This window comes from Streptomyces sp. NPDC022910 (assembly GCF_055561075.1).
Window position 1 is genome coordinate 181522 of record NZ_JBVHHL010000007.1, and the last position, 21582, is coordinate 203103.

Below are 21582 nucleotides of genomic sequence, written 5' to 3' on the forward strand. Positions count from 1 at the left end.
GCGTCACCTGGTGCCGTGTGGCTTACTTGACGTCGACGTAGTCAGCCGCGGCGTTCGCCGCCCCGGTCGTCGGGGAGCCCGCGAAGCTGAAGCGCCAGTAGCCGTCGTAGTTCGCGGTGGTGGTCGTCTTCAGGTTGCCGTACGAGTCCGAGTACACCGTCTTGATGGTGGTGTACGTGCTCGTGCCCGCCTTCTTGAACTGGAGCTTGACCGGCTGCTTGGCGTAGCCCTTGTAGGTGTTGGTCTCCCAGTCGGCGCGGGTCAGCTTGCCGGTGGCGGTCAGCGTCTTGCCCTTGGCGACCGGCTCCGGTCCGGCGTTGACCGTCAGCTTGGCGTAGCGCTTGATCTTGGTGGTGGCGAGGCCGCCCTGGTCGGCGTACCCGACCTTGGTGACGTCGAAGTCGGCGCTGGACGGGTCCTGGCCGTTCCAGTCGATGGCCTCGGCGCCGGCGCTCCAGGTACCCGCGTCGGCGTTGGCGAGGTCGCCGTAGGCCGGGTAGACGTCGATTTTGCCCTTGCAGGTGGCGGTGGTCGACGAGGTGGCGGTGCAGGTGGCCGCGGCGTCGCCGAAGAGCATGTTGCTCGGGTCGTCGTAGGTGCCCTTGTAGAGGTACGGGTCGGTCTCGAAGTCGGACGAGGTGATGTCGACGTCCGCGCCGTGCGTCAGGGTGTACGAGACCGGGATCGCGACGTGGTTGGTGGTGCCGACCGAGTACGACGTGCCGATCTTGAAGTTGGAGAAGGTGGCGTTCAGGGCGTACGGCGCGTCATCGGTCTCGGTGGCGGCGCTGAACGCGGCCTTGCCGGAGGTGGTGTGAGCGGCCTGCCAGACCTTCGCGACGCCTTCGCGGTGGGACGGGGCGGAGTCGGCGGCCTGCGCGGCCGGCACGGCGAAGGCGGAGAGAGCCAGGGCGCCGGAGACGGCGGCCACGGTGGCACGTATGCGCATTGCGTTCCTCAAGTGGAGAAAGGGGCCCACGGGTTGGCTGCACGTGGGGCCCGAGTGTCTGGTGAGTCTCTTGACTCGCGTGATCAGATCCATGGCCGAAACACATGGTTGTACGGGTCTGGAACTTTTTCGTCGCCGCATTACCGGGGCCGCCCCCGAAGATCCGTTCCCCGCCCAGCGGGACGGGACGCGGGGACAGTGGGCGCCTGGGCCCTGGACGGGGGTGAGCCTCAGTCGAACCAGCGATCCCGGGCCAACTCCTCGGTACGGGACGGGTCCTCCAGCAGCGCGGCGACCTCGAAACGGCGCGGCCACTGGCTCGCCGCCCAGGCGAGACCCGCGGCGACCCCCTCCAGCGTGGCGGCGTGCAGCACGCCGTCCGAGGTGAGGCGCCAGTCGATCTCCACACCGTCGACGACGAGTTCCTCGTGCTCGACGTACGACGCCGGAGTGGACGGTCCGAGCAGGGCCCGTACGGACTCGGGCACGTCGTGCTCGACGCCCTCGGAGGTGACCTCACCCGTCACCGACTCGCTCAGCCGCCGCACCTGGAACAGCTCGGCGAGGTCGGCGGCCCGCGTCGGACGTACGGGCAGCAGCGGGACGCCCTCGGTGAAGGGCAGCAGATCGGGCGAGTCGACGACCACCGCGTCCGCGGCGTCCACGACGGTCACCCGGCCGTCGACGACCGCGCGCAGCTCGTCCGGCAGGGTCACCTGCTGCGGGTCCAGTTCGGCCAGGGCTCCGTACAGGGCGTGGAGCTGGGCGGCCGTGACGTGCCGCTGGGGGTCGGCGAGCCGGTCGAGCAGCTCGGCGGCACCGCCGGGCTCCTCCAGCAGGGCGGCCACGGACGTCCGTACGCCGAGGGCGCGCAGCACCTGCTCGTCGTCGAAGCCGGTCGCGTCGGCCTCGTCGTACAGACCGTGCAACAGCGGATCGCTGCCCGCGGCACGCAGACCGGCGGGGCGCCGCCCGTCGAGCACGGGATGACCGCGCAGCCACCAGGCCGAGTACGGACGGACGATCTCGTGGGTGCCGTCCGGCAGCAGGATGCGCACGGGCTGGGTGAGCGCGTCCCGCAGCGGGGGCTGCGAGAGCAGCGCGAGGGCCTGCGGCCAGCGGTCGTCGTCCACGAGGTCGAGGTCGCGCACGGCGACGACCTCGGTCGCCACCGGCGGTACGGGAGTGTCGGGCAGCCGGTCCAGGACGTCCTCGCACCAGACGTCGACGGCGTCGAGGAGCCCGACGTCGTCGGGCTCGGCGAAGTCCGACTCGTGGGGCTCCAGTTCGTCCGGATCGAGCACGACATCGGTGGCGCGGACAAGGGTGAAGTTGGCGAGCACCCCACAGGCGGCCAGCGGCTGTTCGCCCCAGCGCTCGGCCAACCCGGAGTCCACAAAAGCGAGTTCACCCTCACGCATGACACGCGCGAAGTAGCTGCCGGGCAGGACCAGTTCCCCGGCGGGTGCGGGTTCGCCGTCCTCGTCGGGCAGGGCGAGCGCGCCGAGCCAGGGCTCCTCGCCCGGTTCGAGCCCGGCGTCCCGGACGAGGGCGAGCACGACGTCGGCCAACTCCTCGGCGTCCAGGCCCTCCTGGTCCCAGCCGGGTCCCTCGTCGTCGAGGGAGGCGGCGACGGCGGCCCGCACCTGTGGGGTGGTGAGCACGGCGCGCGGGCTCGCCGGAAGGGAGCCCAGCTTCTCCAGAAGGGGATGGGCGGCGTCCGGGTGCGCGACCTTCAGACCAAGCCGGGCGAGGGCCTCGGGGGCCACCGGCGGGCCTTCCACAGTGGGCAGCAGGACCTGCCGGGGCCCGATGGTCGTACGCCCTCCCCCAGTGCCGAACGCCTGGGAGGTGCCCCCGGCCAGCGGCACCGGCAGCCCGGACAGCCGGTCCGGGTCGACCCCGGCCAGGCTGTCGTACAGCCGCCACCACCAGTCGGGCTCCTTCTCGAGCCCCGCGATCCGGTCGATCGCCTCCGTCAGCGGCACCCGGGCGACTCCCAGCGTCCGCAGCTCCACACGGCGTTCCAGACCAGCGGGCAGCAGGCTGGGCAGCACCTCGGCGAGCACCTGTACCGTCTCGGCTCCGGCGCCCTCCACGATCTCGGCGTCCCGTGGGCGCAGCGCCTGAGGCAGCTCGGAGTCGTCGCCCGCGTCGTTGGCGGGCGGCAGGAAGGCGGTGCGCGGCAGCCGGTCGAGGACGGCCTGGCGCAGCGCGCCGTCCAGCTCTCCCTTGCCGAGCGGTCCGGGGACGAGGTCGATGATGCCGGGCGTCACCGGGCGCCAGGCGGCGAGGAGTTCCGCGCAGGCGTCGGCGGCGCGCTCCACCAGGAAGTCGGTCAGCGGGCCCGGGGCGGTGTGACGGCGCGTGGTGTCCAGCGGGAACGAGGCGATGAGCAGGGCGGGCACACCGAGCGCCTCGTCGCTGGGGGTGGGGGCGTGCAGGACCGGTGCGGTGCGGGGCCGGGCCGGGGTGCCGTCGGCGTTCACGGGGACGGCCCAGGTGACGGACCAGTGGGGGCGCAGCCGCTCCTCGACCGGTCGGTCGGCGAGGAGCTCCGGGGTGAGCGTGCCGTGCTGGGAGACAGTGCGCCAGCGGGTGGTGCCGTCGCGGGAGTCCTCGACGACCGTGTCGGTGCCGTCGGTGCGGCGGCGGAGCGTACGGGGGGGCGCGCCCTCGCTCTCGACCACGACCTCTTCGAGACCGGGCAGGGCGAGGAGGAGGGCGTCGTCGACGGCCTGGAGGAGCCGTTCGGCGAGGTCGGCGGCGGCCGCGTCGCGCAACGGGAGGATGACGACGGTGTCGTACGGGTCGGGAGCGGTGCCCTCGGCGGCGAACGGCAGCCGCAGCAGCGGCACGTGCCCGTCGCGGCGGCGGATCTCGTCGCCGAGGCCGGGGCTGTGCCGGGCGGTCTCGGTGGCCAGTTCGCGGGCCTCGGCCAGGGACCAGCGCACGCCGCCGTGCCGGCCGACGACGGCGGGCTCGTCGCTGACGGCGAGGACGGCCGCGAAGCCGACACCGAAGCGGCCGACGGCGGATTCGGGGGAGTCACGCTTGGCGGAGGCCCGCAGCGTGGACAGCGACTCGACGCCGACCGCGTCGAGGGGCGCGCCGGTGTTGGCCGCGACGAGCACACCGTCGCGGAGGGTGAGCCGGAGCCGGCCGGGGACCTCAGCCCGGGCCGCCGCGTCGGCGGCGTTCTGCGCAAGCTCGACGACCAGGCGGTCGCGGTAGCCGCCGAGTGCCAGGTCCTCCTCGGCGTTGGCGTCCTCGCGGAACCGGGCCGGGCTGGTGGCCCAGGCGTCCAGCACCCCGCGCCGCAGGCGGGCGGTGCCGAACGGGTCCGCGCCCTCGGCTGCCGGCTGCACGAACTTGCTCACGGTTCACTCTCCCTCTCAGCGCATGCGGGACGAAGGTACCGTGCGTCGACGCCGCCGTGATCCGCGGAAGGCGCCGCCTGCCGGGGTGGCCGTCCCGGGCTTGACGGGTGCAGCCTCCGGTCACGAGTGCCCCGTCCTGGCTACGAGTGCCCCAGTTCCGCCGACGACTCGTCCGGCACCGCCGGTACCGAGCCCGAGTCCGGAGACGGCCGCAGCGGGAACGGCTCCACCTTCGTCTCGTCGACCACCGGCGGAGCCGGCCGCGGTGTCTTCGGCATGACCGCCGCTTCCGAGTGGGCGCCGCAGCCGTACGACAGGGAGACCACGCGGCCGTCCGCCGGGGAGAACTCGTTGGCGCACACCCCGAAGGCCTGCCCCAGCGAGCCACCGATCGGCACCAGGAAGGCGCAGGTCGTACAGGTCGCGGGCGCCGCCTGGGCCATCGGCGTCCTCGGGCCGAACGCGTCCTCCCAGCGGTCCGCCGCCGTGTGCAGTCCGTAGCGGGACAGGACCCGGGCGCGACACATGCCCAGTTCCTCCGCCACCGCCGCGATCGAGCCACGCGACGGCGCGGTCGGCAGGTTCGCCGGAGCGCCCGCGGTCACCTCCGCGTCCTCGGCCTCGACGAGCTCCGCCATCTCCCCGGAGACGGCGGAGCTCGGCGGCGGCTCGTCCTCGCCCGAGTATCCGGGCTCCAGGCGCAGGTCGTCGGCTTCCGTCGGCAGCAGGTCACCGGGGCCGAGGTCCCCGGGGCGCAGCCGCTCGCTCCACGGCACCCATTCCGGTGCGAGCAGCGCGTCGGAGCCGGGCAGCAGCACCGTCTCGTCGAGCGTGACCACCTTGGCGCGCGATGCCCGCGCGACCGTCACCGCCCAGCGCCAGCCCCGGTACCCGAGCTCTTTGCATTCGAAGAAGTGCGTGACAACGCGGTCGCCCTCGGACACCATCCCGACGTGCTCGCCGACGACCCCGGGCGCGGCGGCCTCCTCTGCGGCGGCGCGGGCGAGGTCGACGGCCTCGGCGCACAGGCGGTCGGGGGTGCGGCTTCGCGTTGTCGCTGCGCTCACAGGTATCGCTTCTCTCCTACGCCGTCTCACGGGTGCGCCCTTTCTCGGCTGGGGGTGCGGACGGAGCGGACCAGCGGGCCGCGTCGACGTCCGCGCCCGATCGCGCTCGGGCGCACCTACACCATCCATTCTGCGGGATGGATGAGAGGCGCGCGGCCGAGAACAATCGCCGCGACGCGCTACGCACGCTACCTTCTCCCGGCCTCTGGGCCCACACCGAGTCGCTGGGCTTTCCCGGAGCCCGGTCCTCCGCGCGCCGGGCCGGTGCGGCGCCGCGACCGCTCGGGGCCACGTCGACGCGGTTGGCCGGTTCCGTACCCCGCGCCAACCGCCCCCGTACGACACCACTCGGTCCCGTACGCGCGGTAACCGCACTACCCCCGCCCTTCTCGGGGCACTATGACGGGGTGGCAGCCGCAAGGTCGTCTCATGGAACCGCCGGGGTCGGCGGGACCGGGGGGCGCAGCCGGGGTGGCGGTTCGGGCCGGTTCGGCGGGTCCGTCCGCGCGGTCGGCCATGCCCTGCACCTGCCCGTCACCGGCGCCGCCCGAGGCATCCGCAAGGCCACCCACGCGCACGGTGCCGGCGAGTCCGGCCTCGGCAAACTGATCGAGCTGCACGCCGTGAACGGCGCCGGCGACGTCATGATCACCGTCGCCCTCGCCTCCACCGTCTTCTTCTCCGTGCCGACCGACGAGGCCCGCGGACGCGTCGCCCTCTATCTCGCCATCACCATGGCACCGTTCACGGTTCTCGCGCCCGTGATCGGCCCCCTCCTCGACCGGCTCCCGCACGGCCGCCGGGCCGCGATGGCGGGCTCGATGCTCACCCGTGCTCTGCTCGCGCTGATCATCTCGGGGGCGGTGGCGGGCGGCGGCCTGGAGCTGTACCCGGCCGCGCTCGGGGTCCTCGTCGCGTCCAAGGCGTACGGCGTCGTCCGCAGCGCCGTGGTGCCTCGGCTCCTGCCGCCCCGCTTCTCCCTGGTGAAGGCCAACTCCCGGGTCACCCTCAGCGGCCTCCTGGCGACGGGTGTGGCCGCGCCCGTCGGGGCCGGACTGCACGCCATCGGCCCGAGCTGGCCGCTGTACGGCGCCTTCGTGATCTTCGTCGCGGGTACGTTCCTGTCGTTCTCGCTGCCGCCGAAGGTCGACTCCGCCAAGGGCGAGGACATCGCGCTGCTGGCCGCGGACGCCGAGCACCTGCACGGGCCGCACCGCACCTCGGCCCTGCGCCGCCCCGGGCTGCGCACGGTCGGCCCCGCCGTCACCCATGCCCTGGGGGCCAACGCCTCCCTGCGCTGCCTGTCCGGCTTCCTGATCTTCTTCCTCGCCTTCCTGCTGCGCGAGCACCCGCTCGCCGGTGAGAGTGCGGCGGTGTCCCTGGGCATCGTGGGCGTCGCGGCGGGCGCGGGGAACGCGCTGGGCACGGCCGTCGGCGCCTGGCTGAAATCCCGCGCTCCGGAAGTGATCATCGTGACGGTCGTGGCGATCGTGCTGGGCGTGGCGATCACCGCGGCGGTCTTCTTCGGCGCTTTCCTCGTGGCGTGTCTGGCGGCGTTCGCCGGGTTCGCGCAGGCGCTGGCCAAGCTGTCACTGGACGCCCTGATCCAGCGGGACGTGCCGGAGCTGGTCCGCACGTCCGCGTTCGCCCGCTCCGAGACGTTGCTGCAGATGGCCTGGGTACTGGGCGGGGCGGTCGGCATCGCGCTGCCGCTGAACGGGGTGCTGGGCCTCGCGGTCGGCGCCGCGATCGTCGCGGCGGGCTGGCTGACGACCGTGCGAGGGCTGCTCGCCGCGGCCCGTCACGGGGGCACGGCGCGGCCGCGGGTGGCCTGACCGCAGGGTGCCCGGCACCTGATCGCACGAGTGGGCGGCACGTCGCACACCCCACGTGGGGAGCGGGTCGGCCGTGCCCGATAGCCTTCGGCCATGACCGCACTGCGTTCCCGTCGCGCCGTAGCCGCCTTCGGCGCCGTTTCCGCCGGACTTCTCCTGCTGTCCGCCTGCAACAAGCCGACGCCGCTGGCGACCATCACGGTCGGCACGAATTCGGTGAGCTCCCAGACCGACTGCTACAACGACGGCAACGAGGTCCCGGCCACGGAGCTGGCGAAGTGCCTCAAGTCGAAGGACATCAAGTCGATCAAGGTCGACCCCGATGACACGGTCCGCTTCGGCGTGGACCCGAGCATCGCGGACAAGGGCTGGACGATCCTGATGAACGGTCAGCCGCTGACCGAGTCCAGCAAGAAGACGTACCGCACGATCCCGGGCAGCGTGTTCTTCAACGCGCAGTACGGGGCGAGCGGAAACTCCACGCTCGTCTCCGTCAAGGAGGGCGACACCAAGGTGACGGGCCTTTGGTCCTTCAAGCTCGAGAAGGCTTCCTGATCACGTCCTGCGTACGTGTGCTGGTGGCCACCGCGGTCCCTGTGGAACGGGACGCGGTGGCCGGGGCGTTCGCATCCCCGGCCGTCGAGATCCCGCTCCCCGGGGTGACCCTGCACCGCACGGGCGCCCTCGACCTCGTCGCGGCCGGCGTCGGACCTGCCCTCGCCGCCTCCTCCACCGCCTCCGCTCTCACCGCCGCGGCGCTGGGAGGCACCCCTTACGACCTCGTCGTCTCCGCCGGCATCGCGGGCGGTTTCGCGCCCGACGCTCCCGTCGGCTCGCTCGTCGTCGCCGACGACATCATCGCCGCCGACCTCGGCGCCCAGACCCCGGACGGATTCCTGCCCGTCACCGAGCTCGGCTTCGGCACCGTCGGCCACCGGCCCCCGGAACCACTCGTACGAGACCTCGCCGTCGCCACCGGCGCGCTCACCGGAGGCGTACTCACCGTGTCGACCGTGACGGGTAGCGCCGCACGCGCCACGGAGCTGCGCGCCCGGTATCCACGGGCGCTAGCCGAAGCGATGGAGGGGTTCGGCGTCGCCGAGGCGGCCGCCGCACACGGCACGCCCGTCCTGGAGATCCGCGCCGTCTCCAATCCCGTCGGCCCGCGCGACCGCGCCGCCTGGCGCATCGGCGACGCCCTCACGGCCCTCACCGAGGGCTTCGGGAAGCTCGCGCCCGTATTGGAGAGATGGAATCAGCATGACCGTATCCCGTGAGCCCCTCCGGATCGCCTACTCCCCCTGCCCGAACGACACCTTCGTCTTCGACGCCTGGGCCCACGGCCGGGTCCCGGGCGCACCCGCCCTCGACGTCACCTTCGCCGACATCGACATCACCAACGGCATGGCCGAGCGAGGCGAGTTCGACGTACTGAAGGTGTCGTACGCCGTTCTGCCGTACGTCCTCGACGAGTACGCGCTGCTGCCGTGCGGCGGCGCGCTGGGCCGGGGCTGCGGCCCGCTGGTACTGACCCGAAAGCCGGGGACCGACCTGACGGGCCGGACGGTCGCCGTGCCGAGCGAGAAGTCGACGGCGTACCTGCTCTTCCGTCTCTGGGCCGCGGACACCGTGCCCGGAGGGGTCGGCGAGATCGTCGTCATGCCGTTCCACGAGATCATGCCGGCCGTGCGGGACGGGAAGGTCGACGCGGGGCTCGTCATCCACGAGGCGCGGTTCACGTACCAGAACTACGGGCTGCACAAGCTCGCCGACATGGGCGAGCACTGGGAGGACACCACCGGCCTGCCCATTCCGCTGGGCGCGATCATCGCCAAGCGCTCGCTGGGCACGGACACGCTGAAGCTGCTCGCCGAGTCGGCCCGCATGTCCGTACGCACGGCCTGGGACGACCCCGAGGTGTCGCGCCCGTACGTCATGGAGCATGCGCAGGAGATGGACCCGGCGGTGGCGGACCAGCACATCGGGCTGTACGTCAACGAGTTCACGGCCGACCTGGGCGAGGACGGCTACGCCGCGGTCCGCGGGCTGCTCACCCGTGCGGCGGCCGAGGGACTTGTACCGCCCCTCGGCCCGGACGCGCTCGTCTTCCCCTGACCGGCGTCAGACGTCCAGCTGGTCGGCGACCGCGCGCAGCAGGCCCGCGATCTGCTTGCCCGAGGCCTTGTCGGGATAGCGGCCCTTCTCCAGCATCGGGGTGATGTTCTCCAGGAGGGTCGTCAGGTCCTGGACGATGGACGCCAGTTCGTCCGGCTTCTTGCGCTGCGCGGCGGCGACCGACGGGGTCGGATCCAAAAGGGTGACCGACAGTGCCTGGTCACCGCGCTGACCTGCGACGACTCCGAACTCCACGCGCTGGCCCGGCTTCAGGGCATCGACTCCGGCGGGGAGAACCGAGGAATGGACGAAGACGTCGCCGCCGTCGTCGCGGGAGAGAAAGCCGAAGCCCTTCTCGCTGTTGAACCACTTGACCTTGCCGGTAGGCACGTCTGTCCTCGTCCTCGTACTCGTCGGAAACTGCGTCTGCAAAGTGTTTCGGGAAACTGCTCCGGATAGCACTACAGCGGGCCGCACGGACCCGCCGGTACCAAGGCTAATGGTCCGGGGGCCTGTGACAAGACGTCGCCGAGTTGTTCCTTGCGCTGGGAACTACCCTGGTCCGGTGCGTGACAAAACCCAAGCGAATTCCGCCGCGGCCGGCGACCGGCTGATCCGTGCCGGTGCCATCGTGTTCTTCGTCGGAGCGGTGTCCACTTTGGTCACCGTGGCCCCGCTGCTGCTCGGGACGAAGCCTTTCCCGACGTACATGTTCGGCCTGAGCATGCTCATGGGCGTGGGCTTCCTGCTGGCCGGGGCGGGCCTGCTCCAGTCGATCGCGCAGGGCCGCAGGCGGGCGCGCGGGGCCCGGTCCTAGCGGCTCGGGCCCCCTGCCGTCAGCGGGGCTCGTGCGACGTCAGCCAGGCCGGGAACTCGGTGAGGTCGGCGAGGACGACGTCCGCGCCAGCGGCCCGCAGCTCGTCGGCGGCGCACGGGCCGGTGGTGACGGCCACGGAGAACGCCTCGGCCACGCGGGCGCCGCGGACGTCCCCGATGTGGTCGCCGACGTAGACGGCCGCGCCGTGCGCGACCAGCGCCTCCGCCTTCTGCTCCGCCCACAGGTCGCCGATCACGGCGTCGGGCTCGATGCCGAGGTGCTCCAGGTGCAGCTTGGCGTTGGGCTCGTACTTGGCGGTGACGACGATCGCGCGACCGCCGGCCGCCTGCACGGCCTGGATCGCCTGACGGGCCCCGGGCATGGCGGGCGTCGCGGCGATCGCGATGGTGGGGTACATCTCACGGTAGAGGTCGGCGGTGGCGGCGATCCGGTCCGCGGGGAACCAGTTGACGAGTTCGTCCTCCAACGGCGGTCCGAGCCGGGTGATGGCCAGATCGGCGTCGATGTACGTGCTCGTACGGGCGGAAAGCGCCTGGTAGCAGGCGTGGATACCGGGCCGGGAGTCGATCAGGGTCATGTCTAGGTCGAAGCCGACGGTCAGGGCGCGAGAGGTCATATGGGCGATTGTCCCAGTCGGCGGTGACCCGGGACACGGCGCTCCGCATGCTGAGCCGCTCGCCCTGCGCCGCCTCACCTGGATCGCTGTGAGCGCCAGGTCAGGTACAGGGCCGAGGCGATGGCGGCGCCCCGGACCACCCACGGCCAGGTCTGGGCGACCGCGTCGTTCATGTGGCCCTGCGCTATCGGATCACCCCAGCGGCCGTTCGTGCGGCCCCAGAGCCAGACGATGCCGGCGGCGGCGGCCAGGCCGGGCATGCCCACGACCGCCCACTTGGACTCGGCGGGGGTCAGCCGACGGGACGCCCAGGCGATGAGCCAGCCGAGGCCGAGGGCGAGCCAGCTGCCGAGCACGGCGCCGGCCACGAGGAGCACGGCGGCCAGGAGCAGCAGAGGGTTGCGGCGACCGGTGAGGCGGGGCAGCCGACGGCGCGGGGCGGCGGTCTCCTCGGCGGCGGGGGCGACCTCCACGGCCGGCTCGGGCTCCGGGTCCTCGCGGTCGGCCTCCGGCTTCGGCCGGTCGCCCGGCGGCGGTTTCAGCAGCTCGGGGATCTCCACGCCGCCGACGAACCCGGGAACGGCGTCACCGAGCCCGAACCCCCCGCCCGACCCGCCGGACCCGCCGTCGACGCGCCACCAGTCGGGCTGGGTGGCGCTGTCGCCCAGTTCGTGCGCACCGGCCAGGTGGGGTGGGGAAGGTGCGTCCCGGGAGGTGTCGGCGGGGCCGGGAGCGGCGGGACGGGGTCGGGGTACGACGCGCCGCAGGCCCTTGGGGCGGTCCTCCGAGTCGTTCGCGCGCTGGAGGGGAACGGCGGCGGGACGGCTCCCGGAGGCGCCGCCCGGGGCGTCCGCGGAGGCGGCGGAGACGACCTCGTCGGGCGTGCCGAGGCGGGCCAGGATGCGGCGGACCGCGGCCGGACTGTCGACCGGCGACTTCGCCCGGCGGCGGTCGATCTCGTTGCGCAGCTCGGACACGAGCCGCATGCGCGTGGCCGACGGCAGCTGGCGCTGCTGGGCCACGTCGCCGACCCGGCTCAGATAGTCGAAGACCAGCTGGTCGCTCTCGATCCCCACGAAGCCCCTCCGGGGTGCGCCGCTTTGCCACGTACCGTATCCCGGGCGTGCCCTCCCCGGGGGCTCCGCCCCGGACCCCCCGTCGGCCTGAAGTGCCTCGTCCTCGATCGCCGGAGAGGCTCGTGGCGCATGCCTGGGCTGAACGGTGCGGTCCTCGGCACCACCGTGACATCACCCGCTACCGTTGACCGGATGACCCCCGAGGAGCGCTCACGCAAGGACACGCCGGCCGCGGGCGGCCCCGCCGCCCCGCGCTCACTGGCCGAGTCCCTGCGCGCGCGGGACGACGCCTCCCTGTCCGCCCTCCTCCGCGCCCGCCCGGACCTCATCACGCCCGTCCCCACCGACCTCACCCAGCTCGCCACGCGGGCCGCCACCCGCGCGAGCGTCGTCCGTGCGCTGGAGCGCCTCGACCGGTTCGTCCTGCAGACCGCGGAGGCTCTGGCGGTGGCCGGGGATCCGGCGTCGTACGCCGAACTGCTGGGCCTGATGGCCGGGGACGCCGGCCCGGAGGCCGACCCGGTGGTCGCCGAGGCCCTGCCCCGCGCCCTCGCCACCCTGCGGGAGCAGGCCCTCGTCTGGGGCGACGACGACCGCCTCCGCCTCGTCCGCACGGCCCGGGAACTGCTCGCCCCGTCCCCGCAGCACCCCTCCCCCACCGGCCTCGGCCCCACCACCGCCGAGGCGACGGCCGGCATGTCCCCCGGCCGGATCCAGGAGATCCTGACCACCGCCGGGCTGCCGACCACCCACGACACCGTGTCCGCCGTGGCCTCCCTCAGCGGGCTGTTCACCGACCGCGCGCGCATGGCCGCGCTCCTCGAAGCCGCTCCCGCCGAGTCCCTGGACGTGCTGTCCCGGCTGGTGTGGGGACCGCCGTACGGCCAGGTCACCCCGGACCCCGCGCCGCGGCTGCGCTGGCTCCTCGACCGCGGTCTTCTGCTGCCCACCGCGCCCGGCACGGTCGTGCTGCCCCGAGAGGTCGCCCTGCATCTGCGTTCCGGCCATGCCCACCGCCACACCGAGCCGCTGCCGCCCGCCGTGGAGGCCGCCGCCACGCACCGCCCCCAGATGGTGGACGCGACGGCGGCGGGTCAGGCGTACACCGCACTCGCGACCGTGGAGGAGCTGCTGAAGGACTGGGACGAGGGCGGCCCGTCGGTACTGCGCGCGGGCGGTCTGAGCGTGCGCGACCTGAAGCGGACGGCCGTGGCGCTGGACGTGTCCGAGCCCGTGGCCGCCTTCTGGGTCGAACTCTCCTACACGACGGGCCTGTTGGCGTCGGACGACGAGGCCGCCGAGCGGTATGCGGCGACCCCGGCGTACGACGAGTGGCTGGAGCTTCCCGCCGCCGAACGCTGGATCCGGCTCGCCACCGCCTGGCTGGGCGCGACCCGCACCCCGGGGCTCGTCGGCGGCCGGGACGCGAAGGACCGTGCGCTGTCCGCGCTCGGCCCCGGCCTCGACCGCTCGACCGCGCCCGAGGTCCGCCACCGCGTCCTGACCCTGCTCGCCGGTCTCCCCGAGGGCGCCTCCGCCGCCCCCGACTCGGTCCTGGCCCGCCTCCGCTGGGAACGCCCCCTGCGCGGCGACCGGCCCGCGGCCGACGACCTGCGCACCCGCCTCGCCCGGTGGACGCTCTCCGAGGCCGAGCTGCTGGGCGTCACCGGCCGCGGCGCCCTGTCCGCACACGGCCGTGCCCTGCTCGGCGAGGCCGGACCCCCGGACCACGCGTCGGCCGCCGCGCCGACCGGCCCCGGTGACAAGCTCCCCGTCCACCGGCAGCACCACCGCGCCGGCGCCCGTGCACCCCTGACCGCCACCGAGCAGGCCGCGGCCGCCTCCCGCGCCGCACGTCTGCTCGCCCCGCTGCTGCCCGACCCCCTGGACCACGTCCTGCTCCAGGCGGACCTGACGGCGGTGGCCCCCGGCCCGCTTCAGCGGCCGCTCGCCGACATGCTCGACGTGCTCGCGGACGTCGAGTCCAAGGGCGGCGCGACCGTCTACCGCTTCACGCCCGCCTCCGTACGCCGCGCCCTGGACGCGGGCCGTACGGCGTCCGACCTGCACGCGTTCCTCGCCACGCACTCCCGCACCCCGGTTCCACAGCCGCTGGCGTACCTGATCGACGACGTGGCCCGCAGGCACGGGCACCTGCGCGTCGGCGCGGCCTCGGCGTATGTGCGCTGCGACGACGACGCCCTGCTGAACGAGATCCTCGCCGACAAGCGCTCGGCCGCCCTGCGCCTGCGCCGGCTGGCCCCGACGGTCCTGGCCGCCCAGAGCGACCCGGCGACCCTCCTCGAGGGCCTGCGCGCGATGGGGTTCGCCCCGGCTGCCGAATCCGCGGAGGGCGATGTCCTGATCACCCGCGCCCACGCCCACCGCACCCCGCCGCGCACCCCGCCGGAGCCCGTCCCGGACGGCCCCCCGACCCCGGACGCCATCCTTCTCACGGCGGCCCTGCGCGCCATCCGCGCCGGCGACCTGGCCTCCACGACACCGCGCAAGACCGCGGGAGCCCCCGCCACGGGCGGCGACCTGCCCCGCACAACCTCCGCCGAGACCCTCGCCACCGTGCAGGCCGCCGTTCTCACCGGCAAGTCGCTCTGGATCGGATACGTCAACGCCGAGGGCACCGCCAGTCAGCGGGTCATCGCCCCCGTCCGCGTGGAGGGCGGGTTCGTCACGGCCTACGACCACACGGCGGACGAGGTCCGGACGTATCCCTTGCACCGGATCACCGGGGTGGCGGAGCTGGCGGACGACGCGGGGTGACCGGCGGGCCCGTCAGCAGTCCGTGACCGGAGCGTTCGCGGGCAGGCCGAAGTGGTCACGGGCGGCGGCCTCCGGAGCGGTGGGCGCCATGCCGTTGTCGAGTTCGGATTCGGCGAAGAAGCCGACATGGGTCCTCCTGCCACTCCGCGTTCCCCGCACCGTCCGGCGGCTCCTCCCGCGACACGACGCGACAGCCGCCGCCCGCGTTCCGCTTCAACCGCACCACCTTCGGGACCTCGGCGCCGCTGCACCCCACCAGAGCGCCGCCGCGTGCGCCGTACTCCATGCACAACGTGGTCACGCCCGCCCGTACGAGGCCGTCGTGTTCGTTCAGGTGCAGTACCTCCGCCCGGCAGAACCACCGCGCCCCGAGACCGGACACCGTCTCGCCGTATCCGCTGCCCTCGGCCTCGGCCACGAGCCGGGCCTCGATCACCGGCCGCACCTCGCCCCACAGACGTTCATCGACGCCGACCACCACACCCGCGCCCGCCTCGCCGGCGGCACCGCCGTGGCTCCGAGGCCGGCCCCCACCTGCGTACCGACATCACCGCGAACTCCTCACCGGCCGTGCGCCTGCGCCGCTCCCGCCGATCAAGACCGCATAGGGGCCCGTGGTTGCTCGCGGGGCCCGTCCGCCGTGAGGCACGCCCCGCCGTGATCGTCGGCCGGTAGGGCACACTGGATGTTCGGCCCGCGCGGAAGGGATGTAAGTACGTGAACGGACCGCTGATCGTCCAGTCCGACAAGACCCTGCTCCTCGAAGTCGATCACGAGCAGGCCGACGACTGCCGTCGGGCCATCGCGCCGTTCGCCGAGCTGGAGCGCGCGCCCGAGCACATCCACACCTACCGGGTGACCCCGCTCGGGCTGTGGAACGCCCGGGCCGCCGGTCACGACGCCGAGCAGGTCGTGGACGCGCTCGTGCAGTACAGCCGGTATCCCGTGCCGCACGCGCTGCTCGTCGACATCGCCGAGACCATGGACCGGTACGGGCGGCTGACCCTCACCAAGCACCCCGCCCACGGGCTGGTCCTGACGACGACCGACCGGCCCGTCCTGGAGGAGGTGCTGCGGTCGAAGCGGATCTCTCCGCTGGTCGGGGCCAGGATCGACCAGGACACCGTCGCCGTCCACCCCTCCGAGCGCGGACAGATCAAGCAGGTGCTGCTCAAGCTGGGCTGGCCCGCCGAGGACCTCGCCGGTTACGTGGACGGCGAGGCGCACCCCATCGAACTGCACGAGGACGGATGGGCGCTGCGGCCCTACCAGAAGCAGGCCGTGGAGAACTTCTGGCACGGCGGCAGCGGTGTCGTCGTCCTGCCCTGCGGTGCCGGCAAGACGCTCGTCGGCGCGGGATCCATGGCCCAGGCCAAGGCCACCACCCTCATCCTCGTGACCAACACCGTCTCCGCCCGGCAGTGGAAGCACGAACTGGTGAAGCGGACCTCGCTCACCGAGGACGAGATCGGCGAGTACTCCGGTACGAGGAAGGAGATCCGGCCGGTCACCATCGCCACCTACCAGGTGCTCACCACCAAGCGGAAGGGTGTCTACCCGCACCTGGAACTGTTCGACTCCCGCGACTGGGGGCTCATCGTCTACGACGAGGTGCACCTGCTGCCCGCGCCCGTCTTCAAGTTCACCGCGGACCTCCAGGCGCGGCGGCGGCTCGGGCTGACGGCGACCCTGGTGCGGGAGGACGGCCGGGAGTCGGACGTGTTCTCCCTCATCGGCCCCAAGCGGTTCGACGCGCCCTGGAAGGAGATCGAGGCCCAGGGCTACATCGCGCCGGCCGACTGCGTGGAGGTGCGGGTCAACCTCACCGACTCCGAGCGGCTCGCGTACGCCACCGCCGAGACCGAGGAGAAGTACCGGTTCTGTGCGACCACCGACACCAAGCAGAGGGTGGCCGAGGCCCTGGTGCGGCGCTTCGCCGGACAGCAGATCCTCGTCATCGGGCAGTACATCGACCAGCTGGACGAGCTCGGTGAGCACCTGGACGCACCCGTGATCAAGGGCGAGACCTCCAACGCCCAGCGCGAGAAGCTCTTCGACGCCTTCCGCGCCGGCGAGATCAGCGTGCTCGTCGTCTCCAAGGTCGCGAACTTCTCCATCGACCTGCCGGAGGCGACCGTCGCCATCCAGGTGTCGGGGACGTTCGGCTCACGGCAGGAGGAGGCACAGCGGCTGGGACGGGTGCTGCGGCCCAAGGCCGACGGCCACCAGGCCCACTTCTACTCGGTCGTCGCCCGCGACACCATCGACCAGGACTTCGCCGCGCACCGCCAGCGCTTCCTGGCCGAACAGGGCTACGCGTACCGGATCGTGGATGCCGACGAGCTGCTGGCCGAGAACTGAGATCAAGGGCAGAAGGCGAATCCAATAAAAACAAAAACACATGAGGTGTACGAGGGGTAACGGTCCGTCAGAGGACGAAACGCCCCCCGTACCCCCCGGGCGGTGCCGCCCGGCGGTGGCGTGCGGAGGCTGCGCCGGGAGGATGGCCGTCATCGGCGGCTGCGGACGCCCGCCTCTTCGCCGTACTCGCCGAGGAGGACCACGTCGATCGCGGCGCCCACGAACACCTTGACGGCGCGCAGGGCGTCGCCGAAGCGATGGTGGCGGTGATGGTCGGCGTCGAGGGCGGTCGCGCCGGACGGCGGACCGTGCCGGGCGGGTGTGAAGGTTACTGCGCTCATGACTCCATGGTGGAACCGCCCGACCCGAATGGCGTCGGACCAAGGACGTAACCTGCGCGGCTTCCGCGTACCCCTCCGGTCGGGCCCGTGTCGTACTCCGGAGGGACGCCGTCCCCTAGGGCCGGAAGGCGCGCGACCCCGAGGGGCCGGAAAAACCGTTGGCCGCCGCATCCGCCCGTCACCTAGAATCCCCTCTCTTGCCCGCCTCCCTTCACGGAGAGCCGTCGTCCGGACGGAAACCGGACGGCAGAATGTCCCGACCGGCCCATGGCCACGCCCCGGAGGCACCTTTCCGTGTCCACGTCCGTTCCGTCCGCCCCCGAACCCCTCTCCCGTCCGTCCGGGACCGATCCCCTCTCCCGCGAGCGCTCGCACCTCGCCTCGTCCCGGGCCGCACTGCGCGCGATGCGCGAGGACGTGGAGAACCTCGACATCAGCGACGTCACCGCGAACTGGGTCAACGCCGAGGTTCTCGCCCGCCAGATCGACGAGCGCATCAAGGCCCTCGCCGACCTCAGCCACACCCCGCTGTTCTTCGGCCGTCTCGACTACCTCCATGCCCCCGGCGCCGACCGGGCCGAGGGGGCCGAGGGGGAACGCTTCTACATCGGGCGCCGGCACGTGCACGACGCCCACGGCGACCCGATGGTCATCGACTGGCGCGCGCCCGTCTCACAGCCGTTCTACCGGGCCTCGAAGAAGGATCCGATGGACATCGCGCTGCGCCGCCGCTTCGGCTACACCGGCGGCGACCTCACCGCGTACGAGGACGAGCACCTCTCCGACCCGGCCGAGGCCGCCACCGCGAGCAAGCTGCTCCAGCAGGAGATCGAGCGCCCGCGCGTCGGTCCGATGCGCGACATCGTGGCCACCATCCAGCCCGAGCAGGACGAGATCGTGCGCTCCGGCCTGTCGGGAACCGTCTGCGTGCAGGGTGGTCCGGGCACCGGGAAGACCGCCGTCGGCCTCCACCGGGTCGCCTACCTCCTCTACGCCCACCGCGAGCGGCTCGCCCGCACCGGCACCCTCGTCATCGGGCCCAACAAGTCCTTCCTGCACTACATCGAGCAGGTGCTGCCCGCGCTCGGCGAGCTGGAGGTCAGACAGGCGACGGTCGACGACCTCGTCGCGCACGTCGAGGTGCGCGGCACGGACACCGCGGCCGCCGCCGTCATCAAGGGCGACGCACGCCTGGCGAAAGTCCTGCGCAGGGCCGTCCGCGCCCAGGTGACGATGCCCACCGAGCCCGTCGTGGTGGTGCGCGGCTCCCGGCGCTGGCGGGTGCCCGCGTACGAACTCGAGGGGATCGTCCGGGAGCTGCTCGATCGCGACATCCGGTACGGCGCCGCCCGCGACGCCCTGCCGCAGCGCATCGCGCACGCCGTGCTCGTCCAGATGGAGCGGTCCGGGGAGGCGCCGGACGACCGCGTGCAGGACGCCGTGGCCCGCAACCCCGCCGTGAAGGCCGCGGTCAAGGAGATCTGGCCGCCGGTCGACCCGGCGAAGCTGGTCCTGCGTCTGCTCACCGACGCCGACTTCCTCGCCGCGCACGCGGACGGGATCCTCGACGAGGACGAACGGAAGGAGATCCTCTGGTCGAAGCCGGTGCGCTCGGTGAAGTCCGCCAGGTGGTCGCCCGCGGACGCGGTGCTGATCGACGAGGCCACCGACCTCGTCCAGCGCACCCACTCGCTCGGGCATGTCGTGCTCGACGAGGCGCAGGACCTCTCCCCGATGCAGTACCGGGCGGTCGGCCGGCGCTGCACGACCGGTTCGGCGACCGTGCTCGGCGACCTGGCGCAGGGCACCACGCCCTGGGCGACGCGGAGTTGGGAGGAGGCGCTCGCCCACCTCGGGAAGACGGAGGCGGTGATCGAGGAGCTGACAGCCGGTTTCCGTGTGCCGACGGACGTGATCACGTACGCCTCCCGGCTGCTGCCGCACATCGCGCCGGGCCTCACGCCGGTGGCGTCGGTGCGTGAGAACCCGGGCTTCTTCCAGGTACGTACGACGGGGGATGCCACCGAAGTCGTGGCCGCCTGCGCCGAGTTGCTGCGCAACGAGGGCTCGACCGGCCTGATCGCGGCCGACGTCAGGATCCCCGTGCTCGCCGAGGCGCTCGCCGAGGCGGGCATCGGCCACCTGGGGCCCGGTGAGGAGACGACCCAGGAGACCCGGCTGACCCTGGTACCGGCGTCGCTCGCCAAGGGCCTTGAGTACGACTACGTGGTCCTCGACGAACCGCAGGCGGTCGTCGACGGCGAACCGGACGAACGGACCGGCCTGCGCCGCCTGTACGTGGCTCTCACCCGTGCGGTCTCGGGCCTGATCGTGACCCACGCGGCCCCGCTGCCGCCTCAGCTGGGCTGAAGGGGCTGCTCGGGCGGGGACTTCGGCAGCGCGCCCCAGGAGGCCGGGGCGGCGTCGAGGTGGTCGCGGCGGAGCCGTACGCAGGGGTTGCGGCCGACGGCCGGGGCGAGGTGATCCCGTGTGCAGCACCTTGCCCGGCTCGATGTCGTCCGCATCGGGCCGGGCAGCACCTCGCCTTCGTCACCGCTCACTCATGATGATGGGCCGGCCGGCCGACCGTCGCCGCCGCGCTCGGCGTGCCGCTGGGCACCTGGATCGGACGCACGGACTGGAGGCTGAACATGCAAAGGCCGCCGCCGACGAGGGGCCGCTGGGTGTGACCGGGCTCCCGCCCCGCGGATGCGGACGGCTCCCGCGTCACGGCCTGCCGTCGACGGCCGTACGCCACTCCCGGACCGCCTCCACCGAGACCGGCGAGGCCCAGCCATTCGCGCGGGCCGCCCCACCGATGTGGAACGCGTCGACGCCGGCGGCGCGCAACCGCGGCACGTGATCGAGGCGGAGGCCACCGCCGACGAGGAGCCGCTGGGTGTAACCGGGCTCGCCGCGCCGGGCCGCCTCGGCGAGCAGGGTGGACAGGCCGTCGTCCACGCCGTCCGGCGAACCCGCCGTGAGATAGGCGTCCAGTCCCGGCAGATCGGCGAGCTGCTTGCGCAGGGCGTCGCGGTCGGCGGCCCGGTCGATCGCGCGGTGGAACGTCCAGCGGCAGCCGTCCAGCTCCGCGACCAGCCGCTCCACGGCATCGAGGTCGGGCCCGCCGTCCTCGCCGAGGAAACCGAGCACGAACTCGTCGGCGCCCACCGCGCGCAGCTCGCGCGCGGTGCGGACGAGCGCCGCGACGTCACCGGCCGCGAAGCCGTTGTGCAGACGGAGCATCACGCGCAGCGAGATGCCGACGGCGGCACGGATCCCGGCGAAGGTCTCCACCGGCGGGGTGAGCCCGTCGGCGGCCATGTCGGTGACCAGCTCGAGGCGATCCGCGCCTCCGGCCTGGGCGGCGACCGCGTCCTCCACACCGAGGGCGATCACCTCCAGGACTGCACGCGTGCTCATAGGACCCCTTCCGTCGGTGTTCCCTTGAAGCGGCTACAGGTCTAGTCCAATCCAAGGGTACGACGACGTGGTGCCGAGGGCGAAAAAGATCGCCCGGTACGGCCCGCGGGACGCGCCGCGCGAGAATGACGGCATGGCCGATCTCGATGCCCTGCGCAGCCGCTGGTCCCGCGCCCTGGAAGGAGCCCGGTCCGCCGACGGCCCCGACCCGGCCCCGTACGCCGACAACCTCCTCGCCCGCTGGCAGGAGCCACAGCGCCGCTACCACACCGTCGAGCATCTGGCGGCGGTCCTCGACCACATCGACGACCTCGCGCAGTACGCGGACGACCCGGACGCGGTGCGTCTCGCGGCCTGGTTCCACGACGCCGTCTATCTGCCGGAGCGTTCGGAGAACGAGGAGCGCTCGGCGCGTCTGGCCGAGCGCGCGCTCCCCGAGGCGGGGGTAGCGCACAGCACGACGGCCGAGGTGGCCCGTCTGGTCCGCCTCACGATCGCCCACGACCCCGCCGACGACGACCGCAACGGCCAGGTGCTGTGCGACGCGGACCTCGCGGTTCTCGCCTCGCCCCCTTCCGCGTACGCCGCCTACACGGTCGCCGTGCGCGAGGAGTACGGATTTGTTCCGGGCGACGCCTTCCGCGAGGGCCGTGCCGCGGTCCTCCGCCGGCTCCTGGCCCTGCCACAGCTGTTCAGAACGCCGTACGGCAAGGCGCGATGGGAGGCGACGGCCCGGTACAACATCAACTCGGAGCTGGAAATGCTCTCGCCCTGAGGATCGGCACGCCCCTACCCTCCACCGC

Annotated in this window: 19 protein-coding genes; 9 read left to right on the top strand and 10 right to left on the bottom strand. The window is 73.0% G+C overall.

The annotated features are described in order from the left end of the window. Positions 1-22: 22 nt before the first annotated feature. From ACZ3TS_RS09820 to ACZ3TS_RS09830, 3 genes are all read right to left on the bottom strand, one after another. On the bottom strand, positions 23-949 hold the full coding sequence (locus ACZ3TS_RS09820) for a hypothetical protein (protein ID WP_467615554.1): 927 nt from the start codon (positions 947-949) through the stop codon (positions 23-25). Between the two features lie 230 nt (positions 950-1179). After that, a complete protein-coding gene (locus tag ACZ3TS_RS09825) occupies positions 1180-4329 on the bottom strand; it encodes a sacsin N-terminal ATP-binding-like domain-containing protein (RefSeq protein WP_467615557.1) in 3150 nt (1049 codons plus the stop codon). A gap of 140 nt (positions 4330-4469) precedes the next feature. Beyond that, positions 4470-5396 carry a DUF3027 domain-containing protein gene (locus ACZ3TS_RS09830; protein WP_467615559.1) on the bottom strand — a complete coding sequence of 309 codons (927 nt, stop codon included), beginning with the start codon at positions 5394-5396 and terminating at the stop codon, positions 4470-4472. 407 nt (positions 5397-5803) lie between these two features. On the opposite strand from ACZ3TS_RS09830, the gene ACZ3TS_RS09835 reads away from it, so the two are divergent. The 4 genes from ACZ3TS_RS09835 to ACZ3TS_RS09850 all read left to right on the top strand — a co-directional run bounded on the left by ACZ3TS_RS09835 (position 5804) and on the right by ACZ3TS_RS09850 (position 9346). Beyond that, positions 5804-7231: an MFS transporter gene (locus ACZ3TS_RS09835; protein WP_467615562.1), complete on the top strand. Its 1428-nt coding sequence runs from the start codon at positions 5804-5806 to the stop codon at positions 7229-7231. Positions 7232-7324: 93 nt separating this feature from the next. Then, positions 7325-7786 carry a DUF2771 domain-containing protein gene (locus tag ACZ3TS_RS09840; RefSeq protein ID WP_467615565.1) on the top strand — a complete coding sequence of 154 codons (462 nt, stop codon included), beginning with the start codon at positions 7325-7327 and terminating at the stop codon, positions 7784-7786. Next, positions 7756-8508: a futalosine hydrolase gene (locus tag ACZ3TS_RS09845; protein WP_467615568.1), complete on the top strand. Its 753-nt coding sequence runs from the start codon at positions 7756-7758 to the stop codon at positions 8506-8508. Before ACZ3TS_RS09840 ends, ACZ3TS_RS09845 begins: the two co-directional genes overlap by 31 nt. After that, a complete protein-coding gene (locus ACZ3TS_RS09850) occupies positions 8492-9346 on the top strand; it encodes a 1,4-dihydroxy-6-naphthoate synthase (protein WP_467615570.1) in 855 nt (284 codons plus the stop codon). The genes ACZ3TS_RS09845 and ACZ3TS_RS09850 overlap by 17 nt, the downstream gene beginning before the upstream one ends. A gap of 6 nt (positions 9347-9352) precedes the next feature. Here ACZ3TS_RS09850 and ACZ3TS_RS09855 read toward each other — a convergent pair whose 3' ends face one another. Beyond that, positions 9353-9736 (bottom strand): cold-shock protein, encoded by a 384-nt coding sequence (locus ACZ3TS_RS09855; RefSeq protein WP_467615573.1) that lies wholly within the window; start codon positions 9734-9736, stop codon positions 9353-9355. 175 nt (positions 9737-9911) lie between these two features. Between ACZ3TS_RS09855 and ACZ3TS_RS09860 the strand changes: the two genes are divergently transcribed. Continuing rightward, on the top strand, positions 9912-10163 hold the full coding sequence (locus ACZ3TS_RS09860; RefSeq protein ID WP_467615576.1) for a hypothetical protein: 252 nt from the start codon (positions 9912-9914) through the stop codon (positions 10161-10163). Positions 10164-10182: 19 nt separating this feature from the next. Here ACZ3TS_RS09860 and ACZ3TS_RS09865 read toward each other — a convergent pair whose 3' ends face one another. Together ACZ3TS_RS09865 and ACZ3TS_RS09870 are read right to left on the bottom strand one after the other, a co-directional pair. Next, positions 10183-10800 carry an HAD family hydrolase gene (locus tag ACZ3TS_RS09865; protein WP_467615579.1) on the bottom strand — a complete coding sequence of 206 codons (618 nt, stop codon included), beginning with the start codon at positions 10798-10800 and terminating at the stop codon, positions 10183-10185. A gap of 74 nt (positions 10801-10874) precedes the next feature. Continuing rightward, positions 10875-11876 (bottom strand): hypothetical protein, encoded by a 1002-nt coding sequence (locus tag ACZ3TS_RS09870; protein WP_467615582.1) that lies wholly within the window; start codon positions 11874-11876, stop codon positions 10875-10877. A gap of 192 nt (positions 11877-12068) precedes the next feature. Here ACZ3TS_RS09870 and ACZ3TS_RS09875 point away from each other — a divergent pair, with 192 nt between their 5' ends. Continuing rightward, on the top strand, positions 12069-14654 hold the full coding sequence (locus ACZ3TS_RS09875; RefSeq protein ID WP_467615584.1) for a helicase-associated domain-containing protein: 2586 nt from the start codon (positions 12069-12071) through the stop codon (positions 14652-14654). A 55-nt stretch (positions 14655-14709) separates the two neighbouring features. Here the strand turns inward: ACZ3TS_RS09875 and ACZ3TS_RS09880 are convergent, their stop codons facing one another. Beyond that, positions 14710-15132 (bottom strand): hypothetical protein, encoded by a 423-nt coding sequence (locus tag ACZ3TS_RS09880; protein ID WP_467615586.1) that lies wholly within the window; start codon positions 15130-15132, stop codon positions 14710-14712. Between the two features lie 239 nt (positions 15133-15371). Between ACZ3TS_RS09880 and ACZ3TS_RS09885 the strand changes: the two genes are divergently transcribed. After that, complete coding sequence (locus ACZ3TS_RS09885; RefSeq protein ID WP_467615589.1) at positions 15372-17015, top strand: DNA repair helicase XPB; 1644 nt, start codon at positions 15372-15374, stop codon at positions 17013-17015. 149 nt (positions 17016-17164) lie between these two features. Here ACZ3TS_RS09885 and ACZ3TS_RS09890 read toward each other — a convergent pair whose 3' ends face one another. Next, a complete protein-coding gene (locus ACZ3TS_RS09890) occupies positions 17165-17356 on the bottom strand; it encodes a hypothetical protein (protein ID WP_467615592.1) in 192 nt (63 codons plus the stop codon). A gap of 405 nt (positions 17357-17761) precedes the next feature. Here ACZ3TS_RS09890 and ACZ3TS_RS09895 point away from each other — a divergent pair, with 405 nt between their 5' ends. Continuing rightward, positions 17762-19726 carry a HelD family protein gene (locus tag ACZ3TS_RS09895; protein WP_467615731.1) on the top strand — a complete coding sequence of 655 codons (1965 nt, stop codon included), beginning with the start codon at positions 17762-17764 and terminating at the stop codon, positions 19724-19726. Here ACZ3TS_RS09895 and ACZ3TS_RS09900 read toward each other — a convergent pair. Together ACZ3TS_RS09900 and ACZ3TS_RS09905 are read right to left on the bottom strand one after the other, a co-directional pair. Further along, positions 19714-19917: a hypothetical protein gene (locus ACZ3TS_RS09900; RefSeq protein ID WP_467615594.1), complete on the bottom strand. Its 204-nt coding sequence runs from the start codon at positions 19915-19917 to the stop codon at positions 19714-19716. The two genes, ACZ3TS_RS09895 and ACZ3TS_RS09900, sit on opposite strands and share 13 nt — an antisense overlap. Before the next feature lie 166 nt (positions 19918-20083). Beyond that, entirely contained in the window at positions 20084-20779 is a 696-nt protein-coding gene (locus ACZ3TS_RS09905) for a copper homeostasis protein CutC (protein ID WP_467615597.1), read from the bottom strand. 133 nt (positions 20780-20912) lie between these two features. Here ACZ3TS_RS09905 and ACZ3TS_RS09910 point away from each other — a divergent pair, with 133 nt between their 5' ends. Next, positions 20913-21554 (top strand): HD domain-containing protein, encoded by a 642-nt coding sequence (locus tag ACZ3TS_RS09910; RefSeq protein WP_467615600.1) that lies wholly within the window; start codon positions 20913-20915, stop codon positions 21552-21554. Positions 21555-21582: the final 28 nt, after the last annotated feature.

What these genes read in the sequence shown, in the direction of transcription:
- ACZ3TS_RS09910 (WP_467615600.1), top strand. Translation starts at nt 20,913, where the DNA reads ATGGCCGATCTCGATGCCCTGCGCAGCCGCTGGTCCCGCGCCCTGGAA.
- ACZ3TS_RS09865 (WP_467615579.1), bottom strand. Translation starts at nt 10,800, where the DNA reads ATGACCTCTCGCGCCCTGACCGTCGGCTTCGACCTAGACATGACCCTG.
- ACZ3TS_RS09850 (WP_467615570.1), top strand. Translation starts at nt 8,492, where the DNA reads ATGACCGTATCCCGTGAGCCCCTCCGGATCGCCTACTCCCCCTGCCCG.
- ACZ3TS_RS09905 (WP_467615597.1), bottom strand. Translation starts at nt 20,779, where the DNA reads ATGAGCACGCGTGCAGTCCTGGAGGTGATCGCCCTCGGTGTGGAGGAC.
- ACZ3TS_RS09890 (WP_467615592.1), bottom strand. Translation starts at nt 17,356, where the DNA reads ATGAGCGCAGTAACCTTCACACCCGCCCGGCACGGTCCGCCGTCCGGC.
- ACZ3TS_RS09895 (WP_467615731.1), top strand. Translation starts at nt 17,762, where the DNA reads ATGCGCGAGGACGTGGAGAACCTCGACATCAGCGACGTCACCGCGAAC.
- ACZ3TS_RS09820 (WP_467615554.1), bottom strand. Translation starts at nt 949, where the DNA reads ATGCGCATACGTGCCACCGTGGCCGCCGTCTCCGGCGCCCTGGCTCTC.
- ACZ3TS_RS09875 (WP_467615584.1), top strand. Translation starts at nt 12,069, where the DNA reads ATGACCCCCGAGGAGCGCTCACGCAAGGACACGCCGGCCGCGGGCGGC.
- ACZ3TS_RS09840 (WP_467615565.1), top strand. Translation starts at nt 7,325, where the DNA reads ATGACCGCACTGCGTTCCCGTCGCGCCGTAGCCGCCTTCGGCGCCGTT.